The 22,769-nt window shown below is 51.5% G+C and carries 21 protein-coding genes; 9 read left to right on the top strand and 12 right to left on the bottom strand.

The window, feature by feature from the left end; translation table 11 throughout:
* Window positions 1–7 precede the first annotated feature (7 nt).
* Complete coding sequence (locus tag ACFO9Q_RS09195; RefSeq protein ID WP_379181037.1) at window positions 8–436, top strand: hypothetical protein; 429 nt, start codon at window positions 8–10, stop codon at window positions 434–436.
* A 2-nt stretch (window positions 437–438) separates the two neighbouring features.
* On the opposite strand, the gene corA is transcribed toward ACFO9Q_RS09195, so the two are convergent.
* The 3 genes from corA to ACFO9Q_RS09180 all read right to left on the bottom strand — a co-directional run bounded on the left by corA (window position 439) and on the right by ACFO9Q_RS09180 (window position 2,976).
* Entirely contained in the window at window positions 439–1,389 is a 951-nt protein-coding gene (gene corA / locus ACFO9Q_RS09190) for a magnesium/cobalt transporter CorA (protein ID WP_379181035.1), read from the bottom strand.
* 82 nt (window positions 1,390–1,471) lie between these two features.
* A complete protein-coding gene (locus ACFO9Q_RS09185) occupies window positions 1,472–2,233 on the bottom strand; it encodes an ABC transporter permease (RefSeq protein WP_379181293.1) in 762 nt (253 codons plus the stop codon).
* Window positions 2,215–2,976 (bottom strand): ABC transporter ATP-binding protein, encoded by a 762-nt coding sequence (locus ACFO9Q_RS09180; RefSeq protein ID WP_379181033.1) that lies wholly within the window; start codon window positions 2,974–2,976, stop codon window positions 2,215–2,217. Before ACFO9Q_RS09180 ends, ACFO9Q_RS09185 begins: the two co-directional genes overlap by 19 nt.
* Window positions 2,977–3,097: 121 nt before the next feature.
* On the opposite strand from ACFO9Q_RS09180, the gene ACFO9Q_RS09175 reads away from it, so the two are divergent.
* The 4 genes from ACFO9Q_RS09175 to ACFO9Q_RS09160 are packed head-to-tail and all read left to right on the top strand — an operon-like array spanning window position 3,098 to window position 5,601.
* Window positions 3,098–3,739 (top strand): energy-coupling factor ABC transporter permease, encoded by a 642-nt coding sequence (locus ACFO9Q_RS09175; RefSeq protein ID WP_379181031.1) that lies wholly within the window; start codon window positions 3,098–3,100, stop codon window positions 3,737–3,739.
* Window positions 3,729–4,013 carry a PDGLE domain-containing protein gene (locus ACFO9Q_RS09170; RefSeq protein WP_379181029.1) on the top strand — a complete coding sequence of 95 codons (285 nt, stop codon included), beginning with the start codon at window positions 3,729–3,731 and terminating at the stop codon, window positions 4,011–4,013. Before ACFO9Q_RS09175 ends, ACFO9Q_RS09170 begins: the two co-directional genes overlap by 11 nt.
* A gap of 3 nt (window positions 4,014–4,016) precedes the next feature.
* Complete coding sequence (locus ACFO9Q_RS09165; protein WP_379181027.1) at window positions 4,017–4,745, top strand: energy-coupling factor transporter transmembrane component T family protein; 729 nt, start codon at window positions 4,017–4,019, stop codon at window positions 4,743–4,745.
* A gap of 16 nt (window positions 4,746–4,761) precedes the next feature.
* Complete coding sequence (locus tag ACFO9Q_RS09160; protein ID WP_379181025.1) at window positions 4,762–5,601, top strand: energy-coupling factor ABC transporter ATP-binding protein; 840 nt, start codon at window positions 4,762–4,764, stop codon at window positions 5,599–5,601.
* A 39-nt stretch (window positions 5,602–5,640) separates the two neighbouring features.
* On the opposite strand, the gene nikR is transcribed toward ACFO9Q_RS09160, so the two are convergent.
* Entirely contained in the window at window positions 5,641–6,105 is a 465-nt protein-coding gene (gene nikR, locus ACFO9Q_RS09155; RefSeq protein WP_379181023.1) for a nickel-responsive transcriptional regulator NikR, read from the bottom strand.
* Between the two features lie 241 nt (window positions 6,106–6,346).
* Window positions 6,347–7,954 carry a copper amine oxidase N-terminal domain-containing protein gene (locus ACFO9Q_RS09150; protein ID WP_379181021.1) on the bottom strand — a complete coding sequence of 536 codons (1,608 nt, stop codon included), beginning with the start codon at window positions 7,952–7,954 and terminating at the stop codon, window positions 6,347–6,349.
* 174 nt (window positions 7,955–8,128) lie between these two features.
* On the opposite strand from ACFO9Q_RS09150, the gene ACFO9Q_RS09145 reads away from it, so the two are divergent.
* A complete protein-coding gene (locus ACFO9Q_RS09145) occupies window positions 8,129–8,458 on the top strand; it encodes a DUF1904 family protein (RefSeq protein WP_379181019.1) in 330 nt (109 codons plus the stop codon).
* A 71-nt stretch (window positions 8,459–8,529) separates the two neighbouring features.
* On the opposite strand, the gene ACFO9Q_RS09140 is transcribed toward ACFO9Q_RS09145, so the two are convergent.
* Complete coding sequence (locus tag ACFO9Q_RS09140) at window positions 8,530–9,237, bottom strand: DNA alkylation repair protein (protein ID WP_379181017.1); 708 nt, start codon at window positions 9,235–9,237, stop codon at window positions 8,530–8,532.
* A gap of 196 nt (window positions 9,238–9,433) precedes the next feature.
* On the opposite strand from ACFO9Q_RS09140, the gene ACFO9Q_RS09135 reads away from it, so the two are divergent.
* Complete coding sequence (locus tag ACFO9Q_RS09135) at window positions 9,434–10,789, top strand: TrkH family potassium uptake protein (protein WP_379181015.1); 1,356 nt, start codon at window positions 9,434–9,436, stop codon at window positions 10,787–10,789.
* A 114-nt stretch (window positions 10,790–10,903) separates the two neighbouring features.
* On the opposite strand, the gene kduD is transcribed toward ACFO9Q_RS09135, so the two are convergent.
* The 4 genes from kduD to ACFO9Q_RS09115 all read right to left on the bottom strand — a co-directional run bounded on the left by kduD (window position 10,904) and on the right by ACFO9Q_RS09115 (window position 14,250).
* Window positions 10,904–11,659, bottom strand: a complete 756-nt coding sequence (gene kduD / locus ACFO9Q_RS09130) for a 2-dehydro-3-deoxy-D-gluconate 5-dehydrogenase KduD (protein ID WP_379181013.1) — start codon at window positions 11,657–11,659, stop codon at window positions 10,904–10,906.
* Between the two features lies 1 nt (window position 11,660).
* Entirely contained in the window at window positions 11,661–12,437 is a 777-nt protein-coding gene (locus tag ACFO9Q_RS09125; RefSeq protein ID WP_379181011.1) for a DeoR/GlpR family DNA-binding transcription regulator, read from the bottom strand.
* A 1-nt stretch (window position 12,438) separates the two neighbouring features.
* Window positions 12,439–13,269 (bottom strand): 5-dehydro-4-deoxy-D-glucuronate isomerase, encoded by an 831-nt coding sequence (gene kduI / locus ACFO9Q_RS09120; protein ID WP_379181008.1) that lies wholly within the window; start codon window positions 13,267–13,269, stop codon window positions 12,439–12,441.
* 99 nt (window positions 13,270–13,368) lie between these two features.
* Complete coding sequence (locus ACFO9Q_RS09115) at window positions 13,369–14,250, bottom strand: hypothetical protein (protein WP_379181006.1); 882 nt, start codon at window positions 14,248–14,250, stop codon at window positions 13,369–13,371.
* A 137-nt stretch (window positions 14,251–14,387) separates the two neighbouring features.
* Between ACFO9Q_RS09115 and ACFO9Q_RS09110 the strand changes: the two genes are divergently transcribed.
* Both ACFO9Q_RS09110 and ACFO9Q_RS09105 read left to right on the top strand, forming a co-directional pair.
* Window positions 14,388–14,597 carry a small, acid-soluble spore protein, alpha/beta type gene (locus ACFO9Q_RS09110; protein ID WP_379181003.1) on the top strand — a complete coding sequence of 70 codons (210 nt, stop codon included), beginning with the start codon at window positions 14,388–14,390 and terminating at the stop codon, window positions 14,595–14,597.
* 211 nt (window positions 14,598–14,808) lie between these two features.
* Window positions 14,809–16,131, top strand: a complete 1,323-nt coding sequence (locus tag ACFO9Q_RS09105) for a choice-of-anchor Q domain-containing protein (protein ID WP_379181001.1) — start codon at window positions 14,809–14,811, stop codon at window positions 16,129–16,131.
* 42 nt (window positions 16,132–16,173) lie between these two features.
* Here ACFO9Q_RS09105 and ACFO9Q_RS09100 read toward each other — a convergent pair whose 3' ends face one another.
* On the bottom strand, window positions 16,174–17,697 hold the full coding sequence (locus ACFO9Q_RS09100) for an ABC transporter substrate-binding protein (protein ID WP_379180999.1): 1,524 nt from the start codon (window positions 17,695–17,697) through the stop codon (window positions 16,174–16,176).
* 146 nt (window positions 17,698–17,843) lie between these two features.
* Window positions 17,844–22,721: a sugar-binding protein gene (locus tag ACFO9Q_RS09095; protein WP_379180997.1), complete on the bottom strand. Its 4,878-nt coding sequence runs from the start codon at window positions 22,719–22,721 to the stop codon at window positions 17,844–17,846.
* Window positions 22,722–22,769: the final 48 nt, after the last annotated feature.

The following is a 22,769-nucleotide window of genomic DNA, read 5'->3' as shown; positions in this document are numbered from 1 at the left end:
TGATGTTATGACGTTCAGATTAGCTATGCCCTCACCAGAACCCCTGCCTGTCCCTGACTCTCGTTATGAACCACTGCGCATTACGCACATTGAATGCTATGTCGTTCCTTCTCATTGCTTAAACAACCAAGGCTTCCGAGCTGTTCTGAAGGTGACCACCACTGAAGGAACCTGCTGGAGTGAGCTTCCTGTTCTTCATCAAGACAGACCAGGAGACTGGATGATGTGGTGTGGATGCTTAATGAAGGGGATAGGTGTGTATGGCTGTGTGCCTGAGCATTCTCTGAACTGTGAATGCAGGCACGAGCTGCAATGGCAGCTCTATGACCAAGCTTTATCTCATATCGTAACCCCTGCACATCAACCTCCGTGGACAACGGACTATGATGAGAAGGGGTTATTCGAGTCTTCCCTATTCTATGCCTCATTCTTCTAGTTCTACTTGAACCAGCCCTTCTTGCGGAACAGTAGGAACATGATGAGACCAATCATGGCCATAATTCCAATGACGATGAAGTAACCCCCCTTCCAAGTCAGTTCAGGCATGTAGACGAAGTTCATGCCGTATATTCCGGCTATGAAGGTTAGCGGCATGAAGATGGTTGTGATGACGGTTAAGGTTTTCATAATGCGATTCATTCGATTGGAGTTAATGGACAGGTAGCTGTCGCGCATGTCTGATGTCATGTCCCGGTTCTGCTCAATCATCTCGGATAGCTTCAGCAGGTGGTCATAGATATCGGTGTAGTAGAGATGATGCTCCTTCAAGCCTTCGATTCTCTGAGAGTTGACGACTCGGTAGAGCAGATCTCTCATCGGCACAATCGTTCGGCGCAGCTTGAGCAGCTTCGACCTAATCTCGAACACTTGGTTCATGAGCTCCTCGATCGGCAGATTCGCTTCATTGCTGTCAATCTCGCTCAGCTGGTCCTCCAGGTAATGCACGCTCGGGAAGTATTGGTCCACCAGCTTGTCCATGACCAAGTAAGCACAGTAGATGGGCCCGTTAATGCGAAGAATCTCATTGTCACAGATGCGCGACCATGCTTCATCCATCTCCTGCAGCTCATTATAGTGGAATGTGACGACATAGCTCGGACCAACGAACATATCAACCTCTGCGGCCTTCAGCGTCGACTCTGAGATTGCATGCAGCACGAAGAAGTGCATATCTTCATAATGATCGACCTTGGGACGCTGCAGCACATGGAGACAGTCCTCAATCGCAAGCGGATGGAAGTGGAAGTGGCTGCTGAGCAGCTTAGCCTCCTCCTCAGTAGGAGCATTGAAGTCTACCCAGTACCAATCGATATCCGGTCCAGTCAGCTGCTCCAGAGGCAGGTCCTGCTTAAGTATCAAGTCAGTCGTTATCGCTAATGTACGTATCAATGGCTTGGGCTCCTCCGGGCGTTACTACAATCTAAGTACAGAATAACATGTGTCGTTGTATGACAAAAGGAAGGAAATAACATCAATCCTTATCGGGCAGCTCGATGAGCTGAAGCTCCTCATTGAACCACAGCTTATAGCTGATGGAGCTAAGCAGCATCGCTGTAAGGGCAGCTGACGAAGCGAGCAGGAACATGATGAGCATCTGGTACCTGACCGCTTCGATCGGGTCTGCACCTGCTACGATCATCCCCGTCATCATCCCTGGAAGCTGGACGAGTCCGACAGTCTTCATCGCATCCAAGGTCGGGATCATACTTCCTCGAACGCCTCTTCTAATCGATCTCTTCATCGCCTGCTTCGCAGTAGCTCCCAGAGCTAGCAGCGCCTCAATCTCCCCGCGTGCGGTATCCATCTCCCGCCTCATCTGATTCAGATACAGTCCGCATACAATCATCGAGCTGCCAATAATGATTCCGCTGATCGGGATAATATGCTGGGCTTCCGGCTCAATCATTCGAAGTCCCAGAAGCAGAGCCATCGTAATCGCTTCGGTGCATAACAGCGCAGCAGCGATCCGAACTCGAATGCCCCTCAGCTGTCTAGCCTTACCGCCTGCATTCCAAGCAGCTACAGCAATCATGCATGCCACGATTAGTACAATAATGATCGGCTTCTGCGCTGAGAATACGGCATGCAAGACGTAGCCGATGAATAGCAGCTGCACGGCGGAGCGGACGGTTCCAATGGCAATCTCCTTCTCCAGCCCAAGCTTCTGCTTAAGCGACAGCACGGCAGTGACGGCTACGAATATAAGAGTACACGCTAAGGCGAGATTGGAGATGCTGCCCCTCCCCCTTCCCTGTGCAGATTGTGTAGGAATGCTCTTCCTGCTTCGGACCTCGGCCCTTGGAAAAAATCGCTCGAAGCTGTCTGCTCCAGCAGCGCCCCTTCGCCAAGGAACCAGACCTGTTCGCTCACCGTGCGTGCCTGCTCAAGATCATGCGTAATCCAGATCGCGGAAGCTTGATGCTCCTTGAGCCAATCGTTCAAGCAGCTCTCCACGGCTGTCTTGGAGCCGGGATCCAGTGAAGAGGTCACCTCATCGAGCAGCAGCACCTCAGGCTCCAGCATTAAGGTGCGGATAAGCGCCACCCGCTGCTTCTCTCCTCCCGACAGCTCGCTGGCTGGCTTGCTGAGGTCAAGCTTGCCTAAGCCTGCTGCAGCGATAAGCGATTGTGCCCGTTCTTCATTGTAGGGGATGCCATGCAGCACACTGGCCATTCTTAGATTAGCCTCCACCGTACCTTGCAGCATAACAGGCTGCTGAGCCACATAAGCCACCTTGCGGCGCCAGTCATTCGGCCTCCATTCATTCATGGGCTTGCCATGAAGCGAGATGGTTCCGCTGTCCAGCGGAATGAGCCGTGCTATGAGGCGAAGAAGCGTACTCTTCCCTTGCCCCGATGCGCCTAGGAGCGCTACTCTCTCCTTCTGCTGAAGGACTGCTGTCACCCCAGCGAACAGCTGCTCATCACTGTCCTTCTTCCGCTTCATCACTTGTTCAAGCTGTAATAGATTCGTCATCTGAATCCTCCCCTCTTTTAGTCCTGTTAGTTCGTGCTACTTATTTACACATTCGTAGCACAATGATAAGATGTGAATTAAGCTTACATATCTTATATGTAGAAAAGAGGACGAGAACAACATGCATATTCCTGATGGCATTCTCGATGCCAAGGTATGGCTCCCTGCCGCTGCGCTAAGCGCTGCTGTGCTGGCTCGAAGCGTCAAGCATACGACCGCACAGCTTGAGCATCGTGCTGTACCGGTGATGGGCGTTATGGCTGCTTTTATTTTTGCCGCGCAGATGATTAACTTCCCTATACTAGGAGCTGCAGCCTCGGGACATCTCATGGGAGGCGCGCTCGCCGCTATTCTATTCGGATTCTGGCCGGCTACGCTGATCATGACGACCGTCGTCATGATTCAGGCTCTCCTGTTCCAGGATGGAGGCATAACTGCGCTTGGCGTGAATCTGTTGAATATGGCTATTCTATCCCCAGCTATTGCAGCCATGACTCATCACTTGCTGCAGCGAGTGAAGCTTAACCGGTCGGTGAGCGCATTCGCAGCCGGGTGGACCTCTGTCGTTGTTGTGTCGGTTGCAGCTGCGGCTCAGCTCGCCTTATCCGGCGCAGCCTCCTTCGCTCATGCTGCTTCCGCCCTGTTGTTCTGGCATTCCTTCATCGGAGTTGGAGAGGGTCTCATCACAGCTGTCGTCCTGCCGTTCGCCCTTCGTTCATTCTCTCACATTCCGCATAAGGAGACCTTAACCTATGAGTCGTAAAATCTGGCCTTGGCTCGCAGCTGCCTTGTTAATCGCCGGCGTGCTCTCGCTGTACGCATCTTCTCACCCGGACGGCTACGAGAAGGCAGGCGAAGAGGTAGGGTACATCGAGTCTGCAGCAGCCTATCTCCATTCCCCGCTTCCCGATTATACCATTCCGGGACTAAGCTCCGCGCTCTCTGGAAGCCTAGCTGGCATCCTTGGCGTACTGGCTACCTTCTTGTTATTCCTTGGCTTAGGCAAGTGGATGGCAAGACGGAATAAGAAGGAATAAGGAATGACCAGTACGATTATTACTCATCCTCCCCTTCGGATAGCAGGGGCTATACTTGCCATTGCAGCAGGCGTTTCCATCGAGGGAGTGGGAACGCTTCTTTATTTGCTTGCTTGGGGTGCACTTTGGCTGGCAGCATTCCGAGTGCCTTTTTCTAGCTTTTGGAGGAGAGTTCGTCTCCTTGCTCCGTTCTTTTTGTTTTCTGTTATTTTTTTCAGCTTGTATGGCGGTGCGCCTTATTATATGGAAGCGGGTCCACTGACGTTGTCCGTCAGCGGGGTCGAGCAAGGCTTGCGTTATAGCTGCCGATTATTGTTCTCCCTAATGATGATTACCCTCATGCTGCACGGACTGCCCTTATCTGTATTCGTCCAGTCGCTCATCAGACTTAAGCTGCCAGCCCTGCTGTCCGAGCTTATCTTATTCACTCTCCGTTATATGGAGGTCATTCGTGATGAAGCATTCCGACTGCTGCGCGCGCTGCGGAGCAGAGGGATGCACGTTCGCAGCTTCTACTCTATCTCCTATTATCGAATGCTGTCCAGCTTGCTGGGCAGTCTACTTGCTCGTTCCCTGCATAGATCAGATCGGGTCTACTCAGGCATGCTGGCGCGGGGCTACCGCGGGCAGATGGTAACCGGGGAGCTTGCCCCTGCTGCTTGGAGGGATTGGCTGCTTATGCTGCTGCTTGTTGTCCCCGTGTATGTATTGCTGCTGCTTCAGATCATATAGAGAGTAGGTTTGATGTATGACGTCTTTGTTTGAATTTGATGAGGTCTGCTATCAGTATCGCAAGGACAGGCTCCCTGCCTTGAATGGGCTGTCCTTTCAGATTCCCGTAGGCGCACGAACCGCGATTATCGGTCCGAACGGGGCCGGGAAGTCTACGCTGATTTTTCATATGAATGGGCTGTATGGGTGTGGGAGCGGGAAGGTGTCGTACCTGGGAGAGGAATTGACGAAGGAGAGGAGAAGGCAGATGCCTGGCCGGGTTGGTGTCGTGTTCCAGGACCCCGACGATCAATTAATTGCGCTGACCGTAGCGGAGGATATCGCGTTCGGTCCTCAGCAGCAGGGTCTGCAGAATGAAGAGGTGCAGGCTAGGGTGCAGGCTAGTATTGACTTGCTTGGCATTGCTGATCTGGCTGACCTGAACCCGGCCGAGCTGAGCTTCGGTCAGAAGAAGCAGGCTGCTGTCGCCGGCGTACTCGCCATGCATACGGATGTCGTCATCTTCGACGAGCCGATGGCCTTCCTTGATCCTGCCGGCAAGCGGCGCATGCGGGAGATTATGGAGCTGCTAGGGGAGCGAGGCCAGACGGTCATCGTCGCTACGCATGATATGCAATTCGTCGCCGAGTGGGCTGAACACGTGGTGGTCATGGCAGATGGCCAGTGCCTGGCGGCGATGACGCCGCAACAGCTGTTCACGCAGCACAGCGGGCTCATGGAAGCAGCGAATCTGGAGCTGCCAACTGTCGCTGAAGTGTTCACCGGGCTGTGGAAGGATGAGGCGACGCTGCCCATCCGAGTGAGCGATGCCCGGGCACGCCTGGAGCAATTAATCGCCGCTGGATGGATCCGCTGATCGGCCATGTCATGCGGCGGAGCGCACTGTCCAACTAGATTATTTGCCATTAACAGGCGGGTGACTGTGCTGGTTCCCTGTTGCCTCCTCAACCACATAGGTGACCGAGAGCTCAGCATATAGTACCCCCTTCAGCACTTGAATCTGCTGATGCAGCGTTCGCAGCCTCGCCAACTGACCTCTGACTACAAGAATCTCCAGGCATTGGTCATGATTGAGATGAACATGCATCGTCGATATAATATCGTGATGGTATTGATGCTGAAGCTCCATCAGCGAGGAAGACAGCTCGCTCGCATGGTGGTCATAGACAAGTACAACCGTGCCAGCCACCTGCTTGTCCCCTTGGAGCTTCGCATCGTCAATCAATGATTTGCGCACGAGATCCCGAATCGCCTCTGAACGGTTCGTATAGCCTTGCTCAGCAATGCTGCGATCGAACTGCTCAATGAGCGGCACCGGTATGGACACGCCGAACCTAGTTAATTCTTCCTTCTCCGCCATCGTAAAAATCATCCCCGTCTTCGTCTGTCGTTCTGTTATTCCGATTGTAACACAATCATCATTGTTAGATGGAACAGAAGATCTACTTCACCCTCAATACGGGTAGGACCGTACATACGGCGTTTACTTTAGTCTATTTCCCTTTAATTCCATGACTACTAACGGCTCCTAAACACAAATAGAGCCGGAAACATCCGGCTCTATGCCATACAGGAGGAATCCTCCTCCTATCAATGTGACTTTATTCCATCATCGACTTCGTCAGTGTAATCGACCATTCTGCGTCGTTCCACTTCACGTCCCAGCCAAGCAGCTCGGCGATGAAGCGGAGCGGGATAGCGGTGCGGCCATCACGAGCGAACAGCTTGGTACCAATATCACGCTTCTCTCCGTTCACTTCCATGTAGTCCTTGCCTAGCCAGAATGTCAGCGTGTCTTCGCCAGCCATGACCCAGATCGTCCTCGTTTTCTCATCCCACTTCACTTCGGCACCTATTCCTTCGCTGAGGTAACGAAGTGGTACGAACGCGGTACCGCTCCAGATGAACGGAGCCGTATCCATCTTCGTCACCTTACCGTCCACGCTGAGGTCTTTGCTGCCGATTTTCAACCAGATCTTCGTCATGTCATGTGGAGACGCTTCCTCTTGGAACTCTTCGCTGAATTGGGTCACGATCGCCCCGCCCAGCGCTTGGCCTATACCGAACACGAACTTATAGGCTTCGCGGAAGCTCATATAAGACTTCTCATAGTCGCCTGCTGCATAATGATCGAACGCTGCAGCCACTTGGTTCTCGTGTGTACGTATTGCATCTTGCGCAGCGGCAGCAGGAAGATTCTGCTCGGTTGCCGCACCTAGGAAGGAGCCGAACTCCTTAACGAAGCTCTCCACACGCTTGTTCACTTCAGCACGGGCTGCCATGTCACCCTTCATAGCTGCAATCGCAATGTCACTCTGAGCCATGATGTGATTCTCTACCCAGATCTTCTCGAACTGATCCGCTCCAGCCTGCCCATAGATGGACTTGATGGCTTCCTTGAAGTCAGCTGTATGTGCCTTCTCCGCATCAATCAGAGCTTGGTAATCCTTCGCTCCTTCGAACTGCTTCTGCATCTGAGGCACGGTCAATGCCACATGCTCGGCAGCCAAGCTGTTCAGAGTGGATCTAAGATCAGCAGCCTTAGTGTCCGCCTTGCTATGGCCGAACTTCTCTGGCATCTGCTCCACAATCGCAGAGCTCAGCGCCTTACTAATGACGAACATCAGTGAGAATCCTTCACGGTAAGTCTCGTATGCACCCTTATAGTCACCTGCAATATATTGCTCGAACGTCTCTTGCACTTGCTGTTCATGGAGTCGAAGCGCATCCTCAGCTGCTTCCTGCGGAAGCTTGCCTTCTGTGGCGGTATCCAGGAAGTCGGCGAATTCCACGACGAACTCCTCAACCTCATCCGCTACCTCATCCAGCTTCGCCTGATCCTTCATCTTCGTTGCCATGACCAAGTCATCTGTGTAATTATTATGCTCTCTGAATATCCTCTCGAACTCAGCAGCACCCGCCTTGCCGTAGATAGAAGCAATAGCCGGCGTCATATCCAGCGCGTTCTGATCTAATGCCTTGAATGCGAGATCGGCATCCTTCGCTCCGTCGTATGCCTTCGTCATGGCGTTAACCGCCAGCACGAAATGTTCGGAGAGCAGATAATCGAGTCCAGCCCTCAGATCGGCAGCCGGCGTATTGACCGTTGGAGCGGCTGGCTTTACCGGTGCTGGCGCAGCACTCGCCATCGTTGGCAGGACCAGTGATAAGCTAAGTACAGGTACGATTAATTTTTTAAGTTGTCTCATAATCTTCTAATCACTCCTCATCGTTATTAGGCTGCTAGGCCTGTGTGAACACCTACAGCTAATAACACGAAGGGTGGAAGGAGATGGATCACTTAGGTGTAGAAAATTAATATTACCATCAGGGGCCGCAGTCCTTCATAATAGAACTATCTTCGTAGAGAGGGGAAATTACCCATGCCTAACTTACTCGTTAGAGGAATATCGCTGCTGAAGCTAAGAACGATCAGCAGCTCGTTAGTAGAAGAACTCGCGGACATCTGCAGCTGCGGAACAGACAACTTCACGATCGATTGCCTGCACACTAATTCCGTCTATGGGGGTAATGAAGAGGAGTCCTATCCCTTCGTGGAGGTTGGCTGGTTCGATCGAGGTCAAGCCATCCGCGATAGATTCGCAGCAGCGATTGCCAGCCACCTTCGCCAGATTGAAGTGGAAGAGGCCGAAGTCGCCTTCCGCGTCTACCGGGAAGACAGCTATTACATAGACGGGAAGCCGTGCGGTTAGCTGGCTCTTGGCCGAAGCAGAGGAGAGGGGTATGCCCATGTAAGCCGTGCTTACTCTCTCCTCCCCTTCCCCTAACAGATGCAAGTCTTCTTCTTCACGCCAAGCTTGCCAGCTTGTTCAATCTTCGCGATGTATTGGCTGGCGAGAGGCACCTTGCATGCGGTGCTGCCTACATCCACATGGACCTTGCCAATATCCTCCGCTACGCTAACCGCCAGCTCATGCAGCTCTGCGACGCTTCCCCCAACCGTAATGACGAAGCCATTCATCGTGTAGCGAACCCGGTTCAACTCCGTGTGGATTGTGTTCCTCACCTGCTCCAGCAGCTGCCGGATCTCAGCTAGGTCCAGCTCTTCATCTGGTGTAATGGAGATGTATCCCGCATAGGTGCTCCAGCCGCATGTAGCTGTCATCTCATCTGACGATTGCATCCATTCCTTCGCTAATTCCACAGCATACGGACTCTCCGCCGCTACTCCTGCAACTGTATATTCTGCTTGCATGTACCAATATGCGGAGCTCGCCCACTTCCTCAGCTGATCCTTCGTCATCCCCTTTGGATCAATGGATAACCCTGCTAAGTACATCGCATCATGGTTCCCGGAGTCGAATAGCTGCTGAGCTAGGAGCCTATCCTTGCGAACATGCTTCACTAATTTCTTCATATCCCCAATACGCACCCCGAAGAACGGCTCCCGAGCTCCGTGATTCATGTAGGTCTTCTTCGTCTGCTCCGAACCCATCGCTTGCAGCTGCTCCATAATCTGATCGTAGGTCACCTACTTACACCCCCTGCAATATGACTAATACTTGTCCTCTCATGTCCTCTTGTCCTCTCATGTGCTCATGTCTTCTCCTAGTGTAGAACAACGACAGCACTACCTTCAACACCATCCATAGATTGGCAATGCGCCTGCATAATTGTTAATATGAACTGTACGGCTAATGAACTCATTCAGCAAGGAGCTATGCAGTATGAAGCAGCGCAAGTCATTATGGCAACGCCTGTCGCCGCCGCAGACTCTGTCTCTCGGCTTCGTCATTATTATATTAACTGGCACCTTCCTTCTTATGATGCCTCATGCAACCGAATCGGGAGCAGGTCTGTCCTTCCTGGATGCGCTCTTCATGTCTACTTCATCAGTGTGTGTAACGGGACTAGCTGTTGTGGATCCGGGCACAACCTTCACTCTGTTCGGCCAGCTTGTCATCCTTGCTCTCATTCAGATTGGCGGCTTAGGCTTCATGACGATGGCGACTCTGATAGCTCTAGTCTTCCGCAAGCGAATCTCGTTCAAGGAGCGGTTGATTCTGTTAGAATCAACGAATCAAGCCTCGCTTGAAGGCATTGTGAAGCTGATACGCAGAACATTAATCTATGCACTGATCATTGAGCTTGCAGGTGCGCTCATTCTCAGTATACGGTGGGCGCTGGACATGCCGCTTGGACAAGCGATTTATTTTGGGATTTTCCACAGTGTATCGATGTTCACGAATGCAGGCTTCGACATTATGGGCGGTGTTGCCGGACCATTCAGCTCCCTTGCTTCACATGTGAATGATCCCATCGTGAACCTGACAGCCATTGTCCTTATCTTCCTTGGAGGTATTGGATTCGTCGTCCTGGCGGATGTGTGGAGCTTCCGGCTTAATAAGCGGCTGACCTTGCACTCGAAGGTCGTCTTGCTCGCTTCTGCAGGGCTGTTCACAATCGGGACAATCGTTATTCTGCTGATGGAATTCACTAATCCGAATACACTCGGACCATTAGGTCTGGAAGGCAAGCTGTACAGCGCTTCCTTACATTCTATCTCCCCTCGCTCGGGCGGGATATCAACGCTGGATGTGGCGCAGCTCCGGCAATCAACTCAGTTCTTCATCATCATCCTCATGTTCATCGGCGCAGCTCCAGGTTCGACTGGCGGCGGCATTAAGCTGACGACCTTCGTCATCCTCGTATGGGCTGTCGTTGCCATGGCCAGAGGGAAGAATGATATTGTCATTCTACGCCACCGCCTCGCGCAGGATCGCATCTACAAGGCGATAACCATTACCGTAATAGCCGTGTTCGTCATCGTATCGGCGACGATGATTATGAGCACCTTCGAGGACCGCACTCTGCTGCCCTTGCTGTTCGAGGTTACTTCTGCCTTCGGGACGACCGGCATGTCCATGGGACTGACGCCTAATCTAACAGACGCCGGTAAGGTCTTGATTATTACGATGATGTTCATCGGACGGCTAGGACCACTCACCCTAGCGTACACTCTCGCCCCAACGACGCGTAAGGAGCTGTACCGACATCCTGAAGGGAAGATTATGATTGGGTGATCCCACTCGCTCAGGAATTGACTAGCGACCAACATGTGCCAAGCGCATTAAAGGCCCCGGAAGACGAGGATATCCTCACCTTCCGGGGCCTTACTCTACTTCCAGCTTCCTGACTTATCGATTCATCCAGCCGCCGTCCACGCATAGGATATGTCCGTTCATATAGTCGGAAGCCGCGGATGCCAAGAATATGGAAGGACCTACAAGATCCTCCGAAGTCCCCCAGCGGCCAGCTGGAATTCGGTCAAGTATCTGCTTGCTGCGCACAGGATCACCGCGAAGCGCTTCTGTGTTGTCCGTGCTCATATAGCCTGGCGCAATCGCATTCACCTGAACGCCCTTCGGCGCCCACTCATTGCCGAGCGCCTTCGTCAAGCCGGCCACCGCATGCTTGCTAGCGGTATAGCCCGGAACGTTAATGCCTCCTTGGAAGGAGAGCATGGAGGCGATGTTGATGATTTTGCCAGAACCCTGCTCAATCATATGCTTGCCAGCAAGCTGACACAGTACGAATACCGCGTTCAAGTTCACGTCCAGCACCGCCTGCCAATCCTCATAAGCATGCTCCGCCGCTGGGGTGCGGCGAATGATGCCTGCATTGTTCACGAGAATGTCCAGTCCGCCGAGCTCGGTAAGCGTCTGATCGATAATAGCCGGCAGCTCGCTTCGGTCGGATACATTCGCCTGTATCGTAATCGCCTTGCGCCCCAGGGCGCGAATTCCTTCCGCTGCCTCATCTGCTGGTGTCTGGTTGGTGACAAGCGCCACATCCGCCCCTGCCTTGGCTAATCCTATAGCAATTGCGGCGCCTAGACCGCGGCCTGCTCCCGTTACGACTGCCGTCTTGCCTGTTAGTTCAAATATACTCATCCTATCTCATCCTCTCTGCTGCACCCGCGATGACCATCTTGGCTCCCTGCTCCTCATAACGCTTCACCGTATCAGCGGGCAGGGCTGCATCCGTAATGAACGTATCCACTTCTCCCAGCTCGGCGAAGGTGAGTAGCGCCCCCCGGTCGAACTTGCTGTGGTCCGCGACGCAATAGATCTTCTTGGCACAAGCCATATAGACCTTCTTCAGTTCTAGGGAGTCCTCGTTGAAAATCGTCAGTCCATACTCCAAATGAATGCCCGTCGTCGACAGAAAAAGCTTATGCACATTCAGCTTGCGAATCCAATCATGCGCCTCAGTGCCAACAAGCAAATTATGCTGCCGATAGCCGCCGGGGACGACTAATCGAATCTGCTCCTTCGACGTCAGCTCACGGATAATGAGCAGATCGTTCGTGAGCACCGTCAGCGGCATGTTCTTCAGCCGCTTCGCAATCTCAAGCGTCGTGCTGCCCGCATCCAGAGCAATAATGTCATTCTCCTCGATACACGAGGCTGCATAATCAGCGATAGCACTCTTCGCATCGGGATACTTGCTGTTGGGCAGCTGCAGCGGCAGCAGACTATTCTCCCCTTCTTGTACAAGTATAGCTCCGCCGTGGATGCGCTTCAGCAGCCCCTTCTCCTCCAGCCGCTCCAGATCCTCGCGAATCGTCTTCTCCGTCACGCCGAATTGCTCGCTAAGCTCGGACACCTTAATGCTGCCCTTCTCCTCGAGCTGCTCGATGACTCTGCGATGCCGATCAATGGCAAGCATCCTACTTCAGCTCGCCCATCTTCACAGCATCCATGTCTGTGAACGTGTAGTTCTCGCCAGCCATAGACCATACGAAGGAATAGTTGCTCGTCCCTGCGCCGGAATGAACGGACCATGGCGGAGAGATAATCGCCTGCTCATTGGATACCACCAGATGACGAGTCTCGGAAGGCTCCCCCATCAGATGAATAATGCGTGTGTCCGGCTGCATGTCGAAGTAGAGATAGGCCTCCATACGGCGGTCATGCACGTGGGCCGGCATCGTGTTCCAGACGCTGCCTGTCTTCAGGCAAGTGACGCCCAGCATCAGCTGGCAGCTCTGAATGCCGTCCGCATGAATGTACTTGTACAGCGTACGTGCATTCGACGTCTCAAGCGAGCCAAGCTCATTCGGATTCGCTTCCTCAATGGACACCTTGCGAGTAGGCAGCTCTGCATGAGCAAGTGCGGAACAGAAGTACAGCCTAGCCGGGTTCGAAGCATCCTTGCTGCCCAGCTTCACATCCTGCTTGCCCTTGCCTACATAGAGAACATCCAGCTTATTCAGCTCATAAGTCTCGCCATCCACCGTGATGACAGCCTCGCCGCCCCCTACGTTCAGGAACGCAATCTCCCGACGCTCCAGGAAGTACTCGGTCTTCAGCTCAGCCGCTTCCAAGGTAATCGGCTCCTTCACAGGCACCGCTCCACCTACCACCATCCGGTCGTAATGCGTGTACGTCATGGACAGCTCACCTGGTACGAACAGGCTCTCGATGAGGAAGTCCTGTCTCAATCTCTCCGTCGTGTACGTCTTGAAGTCTGTTGGGTTCGTTGCGTGGCGAATATCCATCTTAATAATAGCCTCCTATGTAGTTCGTTATTGTTTGTTTTATCATAACATACATTTACGAACTTAATCACACTTTTTTTTCATAAAAAAACAAAAAACCTAAGTCACATATTCCATGAACTTAGGCTTAATGAGCAGTCCTGAAGACAGCTGTCGATCATATCGGATACGAGCTCGCAGACCTGGCTGCAAATATACATAATGTCGATCTTCACTGCGAATCATCCCGGCTGCAAGCTGCAAATGCTCCTCATGCTGCTGCTTCTGATACTGGTGAGACCCACTCGTGAATGGCGGTTCCAGCAGGCCAGCATGCTCGCCGCCGAGCTCTGCCTTCCATGCGAAGGAGCGCTTGCGCCATCCGGCCAGCTCAACGATCGTCTCCTGACGGTGCCTGAATCGGACCCAGCTATCCGAGAGTCCGCTGGCATACGAGCTATCCTTCCGCTTAGCTATAATTCCGTCGAGACCGTGCTGCTTCGCTGCCTCGAACAACTCGGGGCCTCTCGACTCTGCCCAAGGCATCCGCTCATAAGTCCCGTTCGCAGTCAGCAGCTGCATCAATTGCTCCTTCCGAGACGCCAGCGGCTCCTCTCTCAAGTCCTGCCCGTTAGCGTACAGCAGGTCGAAGGCATAATAGACGATTCGCTGATGCTTCATCGCTTCCCGAATCTTGGCTGGCTTATGGAGCCGGAACCGCTCCATTAATCCTTCATAGTCAGGCAGTCCCGCAGCCTGGTTCAGCAGCACGGCTTCGCCGTCAAGGATGACGTCACAGCCGTATGGAACGGGAACATGATGCAATTCAGGAAGGAGGCTTGTCACCTCGTTGCCCAAGCTAGTCGTGATGCGCACCTGGCCTCTGAACAAGGAGACGAACAGCCGCTTGCCCCTGAGATGGGGCTCATAGAGGAACCCCGTATGCTCCTTCAGCTCATCACAAGAGATCGGCAGCATCGGACCCGAATCATATGCTATCATCTATGCTATATCCTCCGTATATACAATTAGTGAACTCATTGTAGCATGGACGGCTTCCTCCTTCAGAAGGTAAATCATGTATAACGTGGAGACAAGATCCACATACTAGCTTCACAGAACTAGGAGGTGTAGGACAGATGGCGAACAACAACTCTAATCAACTGCTTGTACCCGAGGCTAGAGCGGCTCTGGAGCAGCTCAAGTACGAAGCCGCGCAAGAGCTCGGCATTCAGATTCCGCAAGACGGCTACTACGGCAACTTCACGACGCGCGACGCCGGTTCCCTGGGCGGGTATATTACGCGGAAGCTCGTTCAGATGGCTGAGCAGCAGCTTGGCGGGCGTTAGACCATTCGAGTTCCGTTCCATAGTTATGGGCTGGATTCACTCAGCCCATAAAATATGACTACGCCACTTTATAGCACTCGTTCAAGTTTATAGTTTTTTGTACGAATTCAGAGAATCTTTTATTTACAAGATTATTGAAAACGCTTACAGTAATATCGAAAGGAGGAATTAATGTTAAGAAGCTTATTCATATTAAAGGAGGCTAATGTTAATGAACGTTCGAAAGCTGATACACTACCCACTAGCACTGCGTCTTCTCTTGTCAGGCTTACTGGCAATCGGGCTAATTCCCGTATCCGCCCAAGCCGCCCCTCCCGTAAGCTACTATGTGAGTCCTACTGGCAGTGATGCAAACAGCGGTACCAGTCCAGACAAGCCGTTGCAGTATATACAAACGGCCGCAAACAAAACGAACCCCGGAGATACCGTCTATGTTATGAATGGCACCTATTGGGACGGCGCGGGAAAACCCCCGCTTGACATCACGCGTTCAGGAGCACCCAACGCTTACATTACGTACAAAGCTTACCCGGGACACAAACCCGTCATCCGCGTAGGCCAAGGAGCATGGAACCATATTATGGTCAAAGGCGCCTCCTATATCAACATTGAAGGCTTTGAGATTTTCGGTTGGAACCTCTACCTGTCCAACACAGAAGCCAAACAGTACGAAGATCAAGGCACACTTGCGTACCAAGCCAAATTCAACACGAACGGGATTAGTGTTGAACGTGATGGAAACAACATTCCTCATCACATCAATATACGCTATAACACGGTACACCACGCCCCAGGCGCGGGGATTGCAGTGGCCGAAGGCGATTACTTCGACATTTCCTACAATACGGTCTATTCTAATTGCTGGTTCAGCGGGTGGGGACCAAGCGGCATAAGCGTTCGAGCTCCTCGCAGCATCGACTCGAATACATCATACAAAACCTTTATTTACAACAATAAGGTATATGACAATATCACCAACTATAAGTGGGTAGACGAGAACAAGTACTCCGACGGCAACGGCATTGCTATCGACACCAATGTGGAGAATAATTACGTTGGCAAGACTCTCATTAACAATAATCTTGTGTATGAGAACGGCGGTGCGGGCATCAACATCTTCAAGAGCAAAGAGGTTACGGTTAGTTATAATACGACCTATGCAAACTCCAAGAGCCCTTATTTGAACTGGGGTGAGATTGGTGCAGGGGGCTCGTCCAACGTTTATGTCGCGAACAATATTTTTTACTCCAACAATGAGACGGTTAACAGTGCTGACGATTTTACCGGAGGCACCATGCCTACCGTGAAATTCGATCACAATATTTTCTTTAATGGAGCAGTAAAGGTCACAGGATGGAACAATATCGTAGCGGATCCCTTGTTCGTAAATCTTGCCGCACGCGATTTTCATCTAAAATCTAATTCCCCAGCCGTTAACTCAGGCGACAACAACATGGGTACAGGTACAGACTATGATGGGATCAGCCGACCTGTCGCGAACATCGTTGATCGCGGGGCTTACGAGTACCATTAATATTCATCAGAGGACAGTCGCCCGTCATGACGCCAATGTGCGTTAGGATGGGCGATTCGTATTAAGGAAGTCATCCAACTGCTTTTGCATTTCAGCGATGACCTTGGACAGCCCTGCCTTCCTTAATTTATGGTTGAACTCCTTAAGCTTCTGATTGGGTTCATACACACCGGTTGAGAGTCCATCCATATATTCATCATAGATTCTAGCGATGGCCGCTTCTTCATTCCTCGTATTTGTACTGTCATATACAAATCCAAGCGCTTTGGTCGGCACTGCCGCTTGATTAAACTCTTTAATTATCTTCCATTTATTCTCATCCTCATGTTCCCACAGATAGTTCAGAAACTGGTTGCCCATCATCCAACCGTTAGCGGGTGCGTAACCCGTTTCTCCCGCTTTCGCACCAGCCGGCAGCTTGATGATGTTCGACTTATCTTTTACTTTGACATAATGCTTCCCTTCCACACCGTTCACCAGCAGGTTGAGTAGCTTGGCGTCGCTATGAAGTAAATTCAATAGCATCATCGCTCTTTCCGGGTCTTGGGAGGTTCGGGAGATGGCTAGCATGGAGATATTCAGATCATTGGTTGTTGTGTATGGCGTCTTCTCCAGTACTACCTGCACCACCTTGTGGGCAAGGCCTACATTCTTCTCGCCGTCCGCACCAGGCTTCAGACTAGTCCAAGTCGCAAAGACAGTACCCTCCTTGAGGTGATTCGCGGCGTCGGTGTTCGTAGCGGGGTCTTTCTGAAAAAATCCTTTTTGATTCCAGCTAAACATCAGCTTGAAGAAGTCCTTCATGTTCGCCTGCTCAAATGGATTGACGACCTTTGAATCGCCGTTCTTTACAAGGGCACCCGGCACCTCATCGTTTCCAAGCTTCTCGTAAGGCAGCGAATTTACCCAGTTCCGATTGGCCCAGAAGGGAACGACATCGGGTTCGTTGTCTTTAATTTTCTGCAGGATCGGCTCCAGATCAGCCAGCGTATTAATGGAAGTGATGTCGATTTGGTGCTTGTCAACCAACTCTTTATTCAGATACATCCCCTGCTGGCTGGCAAACTCCTTCTGGGTTGGAAGCGCAAACAGCTTGCCGTCTATCGTATTTCCTGTAATAAACAGCGGGTTCATGCCGCTCATGATATCCTGTCCGTATTGGTTCATTAACGGCAGCAGATCTACGAAAGCACCCTTGGCCACATTGCCGCTCAGGTTATCCCACGATGCCGTAAATACTAAATCATAAGGTTCATTAGAGGAAGACATCAGATTGATCTTCTGCGTCCAGACAGCCCAATCCACCGCATTAATCTTAATGGTGGCATTGATTCTCTCCTTCAGAGTTTTGTTCATCTCCTCTTCCACAAGCGATACGTCCCTCTGCGGGGCACCCGGATAGTAGAGGGATATCTCCCGCGGTTCCCATTCCTTCACTGTCGCGCTGGCCGCTCTATCTAAAACGCTTTCATTAATGTCGTTAGCAGTAGTACAACCCGAAAGAATGGATCCAACCATAAGGATACAGGGAATGATAATAAGTAATCGGCCGAACGACATTACCATCTGTTTGCCCTCCAATTCTAGGCGCAGCCAAGTCTCTATATGTGTCATAATACCTTAATCTGACACTTTTGCCTACCAGGTTTGAAAGAATGAAGAAAGCTGGACTCTTTATGGAAAGAGAGCCCAGCTTTTGGCTATTGGGACGATTAGTTCAAGGACATCACTCTTGCTAGCAGAACAGCTGCTTCTGCCCTTGTTGCATGAGACTTGGGAGCAAACTGTCCGTTGTTGCGCCCGTTGAACCATCCTGCTTCGTTCATTAGCTGTACAGCATCGAATGCATAATCGGAGATATCCGCTTCATCCGTGAATGGAACCGCCGTCCTGTTCTTGCTAATGACCACACCCGCAGCCTTCAGGACACGTGCAGTCATGGCTGCCATTTCTTCACGGGAGATCTCTTGGCTCAGACCGAAGCTTCCGTCCTGATAACCCGATATAATGCCGAGAGCTTGGGCTGATGCAATCGCATCGTAGTACCACTCCCCCGCTAGGACATCAGTGAACGTAGTGGAACTTCCGGTCGTTACAAGATCGTGCGCTTCCATCAACATCTTCAGGTACTCCGCCCGCTTCAATGCTCGCTGAGGAGCAAAAGCATCCTTGCTGATGCCGCTAATAATATGCCGTGCCGCCAGAGCGGTCACACTATCCTGCGCCCAAGAATAGGAACCCATATCCTTGAATGCCGGTTGAGCAGTAACAACGGCGTACTTGCTGAAGTGCTTGACCTTGAATATAAGGACGCCAGATTTCTCATCATACTTCACATTACGGACAATCTCCAGGCTGCCGTTATCCGTCACATAGGCCGCGACCACCGCATTCGCTTTGTCACCTGCATTCAGGGAGTAGGGAACCCGGACCTCAATCGAGTTGTTGTCTTTGAAGGTAGTCACCTTCTGACCATTAACGCTTAAGTTGAAGTCAAATACCGGCATACCCTGAAGCTGATCTCTAACAGATTCCGGCAAAGATGCCGGATCGACGGTTTTCACGTCTAGCGTCACTTTGCTGCCCGTCTGCAAACCCTTGATTGCATCAGGGGAGACGTGCAAACTCAACATGGAAGACTTGATTTCAATGGTCTTGATTCCTTCCTCCTTCGCCTTGAGCAGAGCATCCGACCGAAGCTCCAAGGACATTGAAGTAATCCCGGCTGCATTGGAGAAATCGACAACCAGCTCTTTCTCTTTGGCCAATACAGCATGAGCAATTGCTTGGTTCATATGCTCGGTGTTCAGCACGACTGCCGAGTGTCCATTCGTCAGGACGGGTTGAACTTTAATGATAGAACCCGTTATGGTAGCAGGCGAACCAGCCGGTGGTTCTGGATTCGTTGTGCCTCCTCCGCCGCCAGGAGCCTGTGTGTCTCCGGTGATGGTAATTTTGACGTTCTGATCCACCGTATTGGTGTAATCAAACGTAATCGTGACCGTTCCGACCGGGAAGGCACTTAGATATGCTTTGGAAATGCTGTACACGCTGCCGCTCACCGTATAATCCTGATCTTTCACAAGAACGTAACTGCCATTTTTGAGCCCTGCAAGCGAATTTCCGTTGTTATCCACTTGGAACGGAATATCGGCCGGTGCATTTTTGTTGAAGGATGCTACTGACGGCGTCACGATGGCCGGGCTCTGGATCTCCTCCAGCTTCGTAACCAGCTTGATCTCGCCATACCGGTTCGTACCGCTCCATCCCGAGAACTCGGTATCACTCCAGATGGAGGTCGAGTCGCGCTTGCCGGCCCCCTGGTCATCATTGGTCTGGGCATCGAAGCCGACCTTCATACCTTCCGTTCCGGTTACGGTAGCGAGCGGAAGTCTAGCCTCAACCAGATAGCCCGCACTTGTCAGCTTTGTGGCAGAAGTGAAGCTCATATCTTTGCCGTTGCTAGCTGTGCTTTGCTCATTCTCATAATTGACGCGGTATTGGCCGTCGTCTGCCTCATAGGCGATTGTCTTCCCGTTGTTTTCATCCAAGAACATTTCCACGGAATCCTGCTCCCAAGGGTTGCTGGCAATCTTGGACAAGTGAGCGTCTGTCACTTCCATTAACACGTAGAAGTTGTTATCATCCCATAGTGTCCGCACGACTGACGTTGCACCTGTTGTCGTGTTCTGGAACTTGGTCGTTGCGAACGGCTTAGTCGTGCTCCATACTTCATCTACGTTGCCGTCAATAGTCGGCGACCCCTTCATGGCCTGACCTTGGGGTGGGATGAAGGCAGAGGCGGCATGGATCGCTGCAATATCGATTACGTCGTCTTCGATTGGATTGTCGCTTGTATTATTCGATTCGTATGCTCCGATGTCATATCTGTCATTTCCACCTTGCGGCCGGTTGTCACCCTCGTAATCGATGACAGGCGCAAGTGTCCGGGTACCTCGATCAATGGCAGGAGATCCCGCCTTGAGATGGAAATCGAGCGCATCCGGAGTCAGTGATACAAATTGAGGGTCTGCAATCACATCATTCGGGCCTTGTATGGTAACGTTCCCGTTATAATACACATTGTTTGCATAGATGACCCGGCTGCTGCCGCTCTCGGAATTAATGACTTTCCCTTCGCGTCCATAGACGATGTTATTGAACAAGTTAATATTCTCGGAGTTGGCCGCAAATAACTGAGCATAATTAATATGCGGACTTCTGCCATTCTGATAGATCGTATTATTGACGATGTCCGCATTGGACGAATAGAAGGCATGAATGCCCGAACCGCCGTTGTTGTAGGAGATATTGTTGCTTACCAACGTTCTTCCCTTGTAGGCCGCCCACTGGTTGGCATCCACGATAATCCCGTTGCCGTCCGAATATCTTTCCACTTCAATCCATTTTACCTTCGTTTCATTATCATAGACGATGTTGTTTCGGATGAAATTTTTGTATTCGCTCGTATTGTTGTCAAGGTCCCTCGAATGAAGAATACTTATCCCGCTGCCAGCCCACATCGTATACCATGCATTCCCGTGCACGTGGTTATTCTCAATGGTGACATAGTCTGCTTCCATCGCGCCTATACCGCCGCCTGGCAATTCGAATATGTGGTTATTCCGGATGATGATATGATGCAAGGGCTTAAGTCCGTTCTCGACGCGATTTCTTCCATCTACGCTAATCCCACCCGTCTGGGTTCTGGCTGTAGAGTTCCAGTCGAAGTCGGGTTCATCCCCGTGGAGAAGTGCATTCTCGTAGTCCGCCTCCCCGTCCGCAACCGTAATATTCCTGTTATCGCCTTGTACGGTAATTCCATCGATGATGATGTAGCTTGCCTGAATAGAGAGGGCTTCCCATCCATTCGTCGGTTTCAGAATCGGCGTTTCTCCCGGATAATTCTTGAATGTAATATAGTGTTCATCGCCTGTTACCGGGTCCTTAGCACCCGATTGCTTAATAATTAATTGCCGATTGCTGCCGTCATAAGGATACTCCCCACCCCGCAGAAGAATCGTGTCGCCTGGAGCAGATACATCTGCAGCTTTTTGCGGTGTCTTGAATGGCGTGTCGATCGACGTGCCGTTGTTAGTATCCGACCCTGTCGGACTAACATAATAGGTAACCGGCTCACCCACTTGCGGTTCGTCGTTGTAGATAGTCCCGGGATTGGGATTCACGACGGGTGCCGGGCCGGCCGTGTTGGAACCGGACAGCTTAATATTGTCAACCAAATACACCGATTGCGGATGAATCCCTGGCAGCGTTTCCAGCATAAATGCAGCCAGGCCGTTGGAATAAAGGGTCGAAGCTTGCATCGGTTCATGATTTACAACCTTAGTTCCGTCGATATACAGGTCATAGCTTTTAGAATCGAGGTGGGTTACCAGCTTAATGGTGAATGGCTTATCAATCTCCCATTCTCCTCTGGCAGCCATTGCACCGTCCGCACCGCTGTTGGAGCGGGCGTATATTTTGCCGTCCCTTCCCAAGATCATCAGATACGATTTCAACGTCCAAGCACTATTGACCAGATAGAGTCTGGCATCTGCTCCGTTATCCTTCATTACGAACGTTGATTCCAACGTATAGCTGTTGTTGACTGCAGGGCTGCTCCAGCCATTATCGAACGGGATTCCCAGATTCCCCTTTTCGTTCTGAAGTGTAGTCACCTCAAGCATACGGCTGTTATTGAACTCTACAATTCTCATCTCCGACGGTGATTTGTCGTCCAGGAGAGAAGTGCGAATAGATTCACCGGTTTGGGTACCCGCAATTGTAGGATCCGAGTCGTCTTCTTCGAAGGTCGTCTCCCTGTAAACGGTCTCATCCTGAGGAACCGGAACAGGGGCGCTGTTGTCCGAACCGCTGGTCTCTACATCATCGACCATAATTGTGGAGGGGGTAGTGTCTGTTGGCGCCTCCAGCTGGAACATGGCTATGCCGTCCCCGTTGAATTGAGTGGCAGGCAGAGGAGCCTGATCCGCAATTTTAGTCGTGCTGCCGTCTTTTGTTGCATACAAATCATAAGTTAGGCTGTCCTTGTACAGGGAGAGCTTTAGAGAGAATTTAGCGTTTACAGACCATGCTGCGCGTTCGACGAACGCATTATTGCTTCCCAGTGAATAAATTTTTCCGTCCTTCGCGATCTTCACCAGATCATAAGAGCCGCCCCAATCGCCTTGAATGGCTCTCAAGTTATAATCCCGATTGGTATCCTGGACAACAAAGCTTGCAGTGAGGTTGATATTGTTCTGTGTCATCGACAGCTTGGACCAGCCATCTGGAATGACCATTGAGCCTCTCTCATTGGCAGGTGTAGCCACTTGAAGCCAGCGGACGGCGTCCAGAGATGCGATCGTCATGCTCGACTTGGAGGTATGGGCATCAATAAGAGTTGACTGTGTAGCCTCACCAACCGCCAAGCTTCCAAAGTTAGGGTCCGACTCTTCGAACGTCATCTTCAGGTAACTGGTTTCACCGGCTGCGCTTGCCTGCGGAACTGTCAATCCGACTGCAGAAAATATGCTTAGCAGCAGCGAGAATACAATTATGCTTGAGACCGTTTTCATGTAGCGTTTCACTTTACAATTCCTCCTTGTATCCTTTTATTTATGCTCGCCCTATTAAAA

The sequence above is a fragment of the Paenibacillus sp. GCM10023252 genome (genome assembly GCF_042653305.1).
GTDB lineage: Bacteria > Bacillota > Bacilli > Paenibacillales > Paenibacillaceae > Pristimantibacillus.
This window is presented reverse-complemented; position numbering and strand designations above follow the sequence as displayed.